The organism is Streptomyces sp. SID3343 (genome assembly GCF_009865215.1).
Lineage (GTDB): Bacteria > Actinomycetota > Actinomycetes > Streptomycetales > Streptomycetaceae > Embleya.
This window is the reverse complement of sequence record NZ_WWJX01000611.1, coordinates 1-7725: the sequence shown is the minus strand read 5'-3', so window position 1 is coordinate 7725 and position 7725 is coordinate 1. Positions and strand designations below refer to the sequence as shown.

Below are 7725 nucleotides of genomic sequence, written 5' to 3'. Positions count from 1 at the left end.
GAGCGGAACGGCGACCGCGGTGACCGCGGCGGCGGCGAGACCGCGTTTGGCTCGGGTGGATCCGTACACTTCGATAACTCCCTCGGTGGATGAACCGGAGTGGGGTCGGGCCGAGGCGGGGGCAATCCGCCACAGGCCCGCCGGGCCGATCGCGTTCACGCGGTCGGCCCGGCTGTTCTTGTCGGTGGTGCTGCGGGTGAAGCAGGTGGAGCGGTGCCGAACTCCGCGACGTGCGGCCCGAGTCGCCTGTCCTACCGGACCGCCCGCGAGAGCGTGCGCGACCACTGTGCAACGGCCCGGGGATCGGCCACCCACGAACGCCCGTCGCTCGGTTGAACAGGGAACGAACTTCTGGTCCGAACCCGTTATCCTTCCGTGATCTCCGAGGTCGGTGGAAAAGTCCGAGACACCGATGTCCCGTCCGGGATCGGCCGCTTCGGTCGCCTCGTCCATCCGATGCGGGGCGGGAATCGGGGAGTTGCCCGGTGTGCCTGGACTCACGAAGGGGTGGGGCCAGACCTACTCCCGAGGCCGAGCGGCGGGAGTCGGGCTTCGTGCGGTGCACAGTGAGAGCACCAGGCCGTACCGACCGGATCGCGCATCGCGCGAGCCGCAGGTACCGCGATCGAAGTCGTGAAGTGGGAGGAAGAGGTCATGCGACAGGTGGTGTCGTGGTCGGCGAGTGTCTGCGTGGGGTTCGTACGGGCGTGTGTCGTCACGGTCGTCGCCATGCTGGTTCCGGCCGTCTGGGCCGGCGCCGTGGCGCTGATGATCTGGTGGGCGAACCCGTGGTCGTGGATCGTGCCGATCGTGTGGGCATGCATCGGCACGTTCGCGCTGTCCCGCCCGGTCTGCCGAATCTTCCGCTTCCTGGTCGCGCGGTGGACGACCACCGTCGTTCCCGCCGGATACCGCGAAGTCGGGCCGGTGACGCGGATGTCGACCGGATACTGGTGGAACGGGTCCTCCTATTCGCGCACCAGCAAGGAGGCTCGGGAGGATCAGGAGTTGCGGCTCCGGTGGAGCGACCCCGCGACGTGGCGTGACCTGCGTTTCACGGCGATCGCACCGATCACCGCGGGCGTGCTCTCGGCCGTTCCGCCGGCCGCGGTCGCGGCGGCGGTGCTCGGCTTCGTCCATGCGACGCTCTTCGGGGTCGTCGTCGGGGTGCTCGGTTCGGTCGTGGCCGTCGCGACCGCCCCGTACGCCTGGCGGACCGTCGAGCCGGTGGCTGTTCGCTTCCTGAGCGCGTCGTCGGCGATGGTCCTGGCGGACCGGGTGGACGAGTTGACCGCCCAGCGCGCCGACACCACGGTCGCGCAGGCCGCCGAGATCCGCCGCATCGAGCGGGACCTGCACGACGGGGCGCAGGCCCGCCTGGTCGCGCTCGGGCTCTCGCTGGCGACCGCGGAGAAGCTGATGGAAACCGACCCCGACCAGGCCAAGGCGTTGATGCGCAAGGCGCGAGCAGGCGCCGCCCTGTCACTGACCGAGATACGCGAACTCGTACAGGGCATCAGTCCGCCGGTGCTGACCGAGCGAGGGCTCGTCGACGCCGTTCGCGCCCTCGCCCTGGACAGTCCGCTCGAAGCGGAGGTCGACGCCGCCGCCCGACTGCGCCTGGACCCGGTGATCGAGTCCGCCCTGTACTTCGGCATCGCCGAATTGCTGACCAACGCGGCCAAGCACGCCGACGCGACCCGAGCGCGGATCCTCCTCGCCCGGGACGACACCGACACCGAGGTCGTCGTCGACGTCGAGGACGACGGTCGAGGCGGGGCCGACGTGCGAGCCGGCGGTGGGCTCGCGGGGCTGCGCCGCCGGCTGGCGGTCTTCGACGGAACCCTGGAGGTCACCAGCCCTGCGGGCGGCCCGACCCGGGTGAGGATGATGGTGCCATGCGAATCGTTGTAGCCGAAGACCTCTATCTCCTGCGCGACGGGATGGTCCGCCTCATCGAGGCTTACGGACACCGGGTGGTGGCGACGGCGACCACCGGACCCGAGACGCTCGACGCGCTGCTGAGCACTCGGCCCGATGTCGCCGTCGTCGACGTCCGCATGCCGCCGACCCAGTCCGACGAGGGCCTGCGGGCCGCTCTCGCCGCCCGCGGCGAACTGCCCGGACTGCCGATCCTGATCCTCTCCCAGCACGTCGAACAGCTCTACGCGCGCGAGCTCCTGGCCGACGGCGCCGGCGGCATCGGCTACTTTCTCAAGGAAAGCGTGTTCGACGGCGATCAGTTCATCGACGCCCTCGAACGCGTCGCCGCCGGCGGTACCGCCATGGATCCGGTCGTCATCGCCAAGTTGCTGACCGGCGGGACCTCGAACCGACGACTCGAACGACTCACCGACCGCGAACACTCGGTGCTCGCCCTCATGGCCGAAGGACTGTCCAATCAGGCCATCGGGCGACGGCTCTTCCTCAGTGACAGCGCCATCGGCAAATACACCACCTCGATGTTCGGCAAGCTCGGTATCACCGACGACGACGACAACAACCGTCGCGTCCTCGCCGTCCTCACCTACCTCAACACGCCCTGACGTGCCGCGCCGTCGCCGCGCACGCCGAATTCCGCTGCGGGCGGACAACGCGGAAACGAAGGCGGGAAGCGGCCTACCATCAGGCATGGCCGAGACTCCTGCTTCGCTTCCGCCCCGTGTCGACGACAACGAGCAAGGCGCCCCCGCGTCACGCCGACCCACCGCACCGAGGCACGAGCCGCTGTGGCGGCACGTGCTCGGCGACCACTTGCGCTCGCTGCGACACGAGCGCGGCGAGACCCTCGCCGAGACGGCGAGCCGCGCGGGCCTTTCCCCGCAGTACCTCTCCGAGGTGGAGCGCGGTATCAAGGAGCCGTCGAGCGAGATGATCGCGGCGGTCGGCGGGGCGCTGGGGGCGACCCTGGTGGATCTGACCCTCGCGGTCACCGAAAACCTGAAGAGCACCCGGCCGGTGGGCCGTTCGACCACGGTCTGCCGCTCCGCGTTCGCGCTGGTGGCGTGAGCGTACGGCGACGGAGAGCGGGCTCGCGGCGGTGCGGGAGCGTCAACGCTCCTCGAGCACGACGTCGATGAGCCCGTACTCCTGTGCTCCCGCGGCCGTGAAGACCCGGTCGTGGTCGGTGTCCGCGCGCAGCGTCTCCGTGCTTCGGCCGGTGTGCCGGGACAGGATCCGCTCGATGTCGGCGCGGACGCGCACCACTTCGTCCGCTTGCAGGATCAGATCCGGGATCGCGCCGCGACTTTGCGCGGCGGGTTGATGCAGCACCACCCGTGCGTGGGGCAAGGCGGCGCGCTTGCCGGGTTCGCCGGCGGCGAGCAGGACCGCGCCCACCGCGACGGCCTGTCCCACGCACGTGGTGGCGATCTGCGACCGGACGTAGCGCATCGTGTCGTACACCGCGAGCATCGCGCTGGGGTCGCCGCCCTCGCAGTTGATGTAGAGCTGGATGTCCTGCTCGTGGTTGTCCGCCTCCAGGAACAGCAGTTGCGCCACGAGCGCGTTGGCGACCCCCGCGTCGATGGCGGTCCCGAGGTAGATGACGCGTTCCGCGAGCAGGTGCGAATAGACGTCCATGACGCGCTCGCCGCGGGAGTCGCGGGTGGTGACGTTCGGAATCGTGTACGTGCTCATCCCAAATCCCCCTGGAATCCGGTGGTCTGTGCGAACCGGCGGGCACCGCGCGGTGCGATGTCGTCGAACTTCTCCACGATCGCGTCGATGAAGCCGTAGTCGAGGGCCTCCTTCGCGGTGTACCAGCGGTCGTGGAGGGAGTCCTCGAAGACGCGTTCGACGGGCTGTCCCGTGTCCTGCGCGATGAGACCGATCACGGTGTCACGCGTGTGACGAAGATCGTTGGCCTGCAACTCGACGTCGACCGCGGTCCCGGCGATACCCGCGGAACCCTGGTGCATCAGCACGCGGGCGTGCGGCAACGCCCGACGCTTGCCGCGTGTCCCCGCCGAGAGCAGGAACTGACCCGCGCTGTAGGCGATTCCGAACACCAGCGTGGACACGTCGCACGGAACGACGTGCATGACATCACGGATCGCGAGCATCGACGGCACCGACCCACCGGGCGAGTGAATCCACAGCGCGATGTCCGCGGTCGGATCCTCCGCGGCCAGAGTGAGCAACTGCGTCGTGAGCAACGTGCCGTTGTCGTCGTCCAACGGTCCGTCGAGAAGCAGGACGCGTTGCGCATACAGGGCGCGCCGCGTGCTTTCGGGAAAAAGCGTGGCCTTCGTGTCTTCGCTCATGCCACCACCCTGACCCGCCACCCCCGACATCCGCCGGCACATCCGCCCTGAGCAGATCCGCCCTGAGCAGATCCGCCCCGGCGGTCGTGGTCGGCGCGGCCGACGCGGTGGTGAGGCAGGCCGTGACAAGCAGGCCCGCGGCGCCGTCGCGCGCCGTGCGGCTCGCCGTACACCCGGGCGCAACCTGCGCTCGTCGTGCCGTACACCTGCCGTTCGGCCGGACGCCAAAGGCGTGGCCGGCGGCAGCCATCAGCCACGCCGGCCGAGGTCGCGGCGTGTCGTGGCCGTCCCGCCCGTCGCCACCAGCAGGGCTGCGTCGTGCGTGAAATCCCTTGGTACCAAAGGGAGTTCGGTGGGCCGCCAGGACCGTCCGACGTGACGGCGAACCGTTTCGGCGCACCCCGGCGCGAGCGCGGGCGGTGCACGGGGTGGAGACGGCAGCAGTGCGGGGATAGTAGGCGCGCTGCGTTTCTACGTCCCTCGTAGTACGAGATGTCAAGCCCTGCGGGGGAGTCGTGGCAGTGATCCGGCCGCAATACTTTCTAGAGTCAGACCCATACACCACACGCTCGCCGACCCCGAGTCGGCCGAGCAGCCACCACCCAGTCAGGAGACCCGCCGCATGCAGCATCCGCACCGTCGGCCCGGCACCCACGACGACCGTCCGGCCGAGCGCCGGGGCCCGTCGACTGCCCGGTCGCTCGGCGGAAGCTGTCCGGCCTGACCTGCATTCGGTTCGATCCGCGCCCGACCCGTACTTCGGGGCTCGCCCCACGCCCCACCTGATCGTTCCACCGACGCGCAGGGCCCGCCCCACGGGCCTGCCCTGCCCGAACTCCCGCCCGCCGCGGTGAGTTCTCCCTTGGCTTGACCGACGTACTTCTGTTCCCGGCGTGCCCGCTGGTCTTTCCTCGGCGCGCCGACACTTCCGCGTTCCGCCCGACCGGTGATGCCTGCCGCCCCGGGCTGGTCCCGCGGGCCGTTGTCGACCCCTCGACCGACCCGGAGATCCGTTTTCATGGCTACCTTCCTGTATCGACTCGGGCGCTTGACGTTCCGTCGAAGGCGACTCGCCCTCCTGATCTGGGTGGCGATCCTCGTCGCCGTCGGCGTGGGCGCCGCATCCGCCTCCAAGCCCGCCGCCAAGCCGTTCTCGATCCCCGGGATCGAAGCGCAGAAGGCCATCGACCTGCTCGAGGAGCGCAGCCCCGACGCCGGCGGCGGCGGTGCCACCGCGCGCATCGTCTTCCGGGCCCCCGCCGGGCAGCAGATCGACGCCCAGCCCAGCAGGGCCGGCGTCGAGAAGACCATGGGCGCTCTGAAGGACACCCAGGAAATAGCCGGCGCCTCCGACCCCTTCTCCGACGCCACGCTGAGCAAGGACAAGTCGACCGCGTACGCGACGGTGGACTACCTGGTCGGGGCCGACCTGCTGAAGGACTCGTCCCGCGAGATCCTCAAGGCCGCCGTGAAGCAGGGCCAGAGCGCGGGGCTCAAGGTCGAGGTGGGCGGCGACGCGCTGGTGGCCGAGTCGAGCGTCGGCAACGGCGAAATCATCGGCGTGGGGGTCGCGGCCGTCGTGCTCGCGATCACCTTCGGCGCGATGATCGCCGCCGGGCTGCCGCTGCTCACCGCGATCCTCGGGGTCGGCATCGGCATCGCCGGCATCACCGCGGTGGCCGGCATCTTCGACCTCTCGGAGAGCACGTCCACGCTGGCGATGATGATCGGACTCGCGGTCGGCATCGACTACGCGCTGTTCATCGTCTCCCGATACCGCAGCGAACTGAAACTCGGTCGTGAACCGGAGGAGGCCGCCGGGCGAGCGGTGGGCACCGCCGGTTCCGCGGTGGTCTTCGCCGGGCTCACCGTCGTCATCGCGCTGTCCGGCCTGGCCGTGGTGAACATCCCGGTGCTGACCGAGATGGGCCTGGCCGCGGCCTTCACCGTCGTCATCGCGGTGCTCGTCGCGCTCACCTTCGTACCGGCGCTGCTGGGCTTCGCCGGCAAGCGGATCTTCGGCCGCAAGGACCGCAAGCGCGCGGCCAGGCACGAGGCCGGTCTCGGCCACGGTCACGACAAGCCGAACATGGGCTCGCGCTGGGCCCGCTTCGTGCTCAAGCACCCGGTGGCCGTACTGCTGATCTCGGTGGTCGGGCTCGGAGCCGTCGCGCTTCCGGCGGCGAGCATGAACCTCGGCCTGCCGGACGACAGTGGGCAGCCGACCAGCACCACGCAGCGCCAGGCGTACGACATGCTCGCCGAGAGCTTCGGCCCCGGCTTCAACGGCCCGCTGCTGCTGGTGGTGGACACCGCCAAGAGCACGGACGCTCCGGGCGCCGCGGAAGCGGTCCGCCGGCAGGTCGAGGGACTCAAGGGCAAGGGCGTCGCCTCGGTCGGCGCCGCCGCCTTCAACGACGCCGGCAACCTGGCCACCTTCCAGGTCACGCCGACGACCAAGCCGAGCGACCCCAAGACCGAGACGCTTGTCCACGACATCCGTGCCGCGGTCAAGAAGGTCGAGGCCCCCACCGGGGCGAAGACGCTGGTCAGCGGCACCCCGGCGTTGAACATCGACTTCTCGCAGAAGCTCAACGACGCGCTGATCCCCTACCTGATCCTCGTCGTCGGACTCGCCTTCCTGCTGCTCATCGCGGTGTTCCGGTCGATCCTGGTGCCGCTCAAGGCGGCCCTCGGCTTCCTGCTGTCGGTCACCGCGGCACTCGGCGCGGTCGTGATGATCTTCCAGTACGGATGGCTGAACGAACTGTTCGGAGTCGAGCAGACCGGCCCGATCATGAGCATGATGCCGATCTTCCTGATCGGCGTCGTCTTCGGCCTCGCGATGGACTACGAGGTCTTCCTCGTCACCGGGATGCGCGAAGCCTTCGTGCACGGTGAGAGCCCACGCGAAGCCATCGTCAGCGGCTTCAGGCACGGCGCACGCGTGGTCACGGCCGCGGCGATCATCATGATCGCGGTCTTCGCCGGCTTCATCGGAGCCACCGACTCGATGATCAAGATGATCGGTTTCGGCCTCGCCGCGGCCGTCTTCCTCGACGCCTTCGTGGTCCGCATGGCACTCGTCCCCGCGGTACTCGCCCTGCTGGGCAAGTCCGCGTGGTGGCTGCCGAAGTGGCTCGACCGCATCCTGCCGAACGTCGACGTCGAGGGCGAGAGCCTGCGCAAGCACATCGACGCCCAGGCCGCGAACACACAGGAGCCGCACCCGGATCGGGACCTCGAACCCGCGGGCGTCTGACCCCCGACCGGCACTCGCCGGCCGCCACCGACCACCGCCGTCCCCGGCGAGGTGCATCCCGCACTTCGCCGGGGACGGCGGTGCGTGCGGTGGCGGTCGTGCTCAGGACGCGGGTGCGTCGGCGTAGCCGGCGAGGCGGCGGGCCAAGGCGTGTACGTGCTCGCGCAGGGCGTCGGGGGATTCGATCACGAACGGGCG

The 7725-nt window shown here is 69.9% G+C and carries 6 protein-coding genes; 4 read left to right on the top strand and 2 right to left on the bottom strand.

The features are described 5' to 3' along the window. Positions 1-654 precede the first annotated feature (654 nt). The 3 genes from GT354_RS18875 (at position 655) to GT354_RS18865 (ending at position 3009) form a co-directional block, all read left to right on the top strand. On the top strand, positions 655-1914 hold the full coding sequence (locus tag GT354_RS18875; RefSeq protein WP_161357471.1) for a histidine kinase: 1260 nt from the start codon (positions 655-657) through the stop codon (positions 1912-1914). Beyond that, positions 1899-2546, top strand: a complete 648-nt coding sequence (locus tag GT354_RS18870) for a response regulator transcription factor (RefSeq protein ID WP_161357470.1) — start codon at positions 1899-1901, stop codon at positions 2544-2546. Before GT354_RS18875 ends, GT354_RS18870 begins: the two co-directional genes overlap by 16 nt. A gap of 85 nt (positions 2547-2631) precedes the next feature. Further along, positions 2632-3009, top strand: coding sequence for a helix-turn-helix transcriptional regulator (locus tag GT354_RS18865; protein WP_161357469.1), 378 nt, complete (start codon positions 2632-2634; stop codon positions 3007-3009). Positions 3010-3051: 42 nt separating this feature from the next. Here GT354_RS18865 and GT354_RS18860 read toward each other — a convergent pair whose 3' ends face one another. Together GT354_RS18860 and GT354_RS18855 are read right to left on the bottom strand one after the other, a co-directional pair. Beyond that, positions 3052-3639 (bottom strand): ATP-dependent Clp protease proteolytic subunit, encoded by a 588-nt coding sequence (locus tag GT354_RS18860; protein ID WP_161357468.1) that lies wholly within the window; start codon positions 3637-3639, stop codon positions 3052-3054. After that, positions 3636-4265 carry an ATP-dependent Clp protease proteolytic subunit gene (locus GT354_RS18855; protein WP_161357467.1) on the bottom strand — a complete coding sequence of 210 codons (630 nt, stop codon included), beginning with the start codon at positions 4263-4265 and terminating at the stop codon, positions 3636-3638. Before GT354_RS18855 ends, GT354_RS18860 begins: the two co-directional genes overlap by 4 nt. A 1018-nt stretch (positions 4266-5283) precedes the next feature. Between GT354_RS18855 and GT354_RS18850 the strand changes: the two genes are divergently transcribed. Then, positions 5284-7527 carry an MMPL family transporter gene (locus GT354_RS18850; protein ID WP_161357466.1) on the top strand — a complete coding sequence of 748 codons (2244 nt, stop codon included), beginning with the start codon at positions 5284-5286 and terminating at the stop codon, positions 7525-7527. Positions 7528-7725 lie beyond the last annotated feature (198 nt).

Excerpts from the sequence above, each read along its gene's own strand:
- GT354_RS18870 (WP_161357470.1), top strand. The coding sequence starts at position 1,899 with ATGCGAATCGTTGTAGCCGAAGACCTCTATCTCCTGCGCGACGGGATG.
- GT354_RS18860 (WP_161357468.1), bottom strand. The coding sequence starts at position 3,639 with ATGAGCACGTACACGATTCCGAACGTCACCACCCGCGACTCCCGCGGC.
- GT354_RS18850 (WP_161357466.1), top strand. The coding sequence starts at position 5,284 with ATGGCTACCTTCCTGTATCGACTCGGGCGCTTGACGTTCCGTCGAAGG.
- GT354_RS18875 (WP_161357471.1), top strand. The coding sequence starts at position 655 with ATGCGACAGGTGGTGTCGTGGTCGGCGAGTGTCTGCGTGGGGTTCGTA.
- GT354_RS18865 (WP_161357469.1), top strand. The coding sequence starts at position 2,632 with ATGGCCGAGACTCCTGCTTCGCTTCCGCCCCGTGTCGACGACAACGAG.
- GT354_RS18855 (WP_161357467.1), bottom strand. The coding sequence starts at position 4,265 with ATGAGCGAAGACACGAAGGCCACGCTTTTTCCCGAAAGCACGCGGCGC.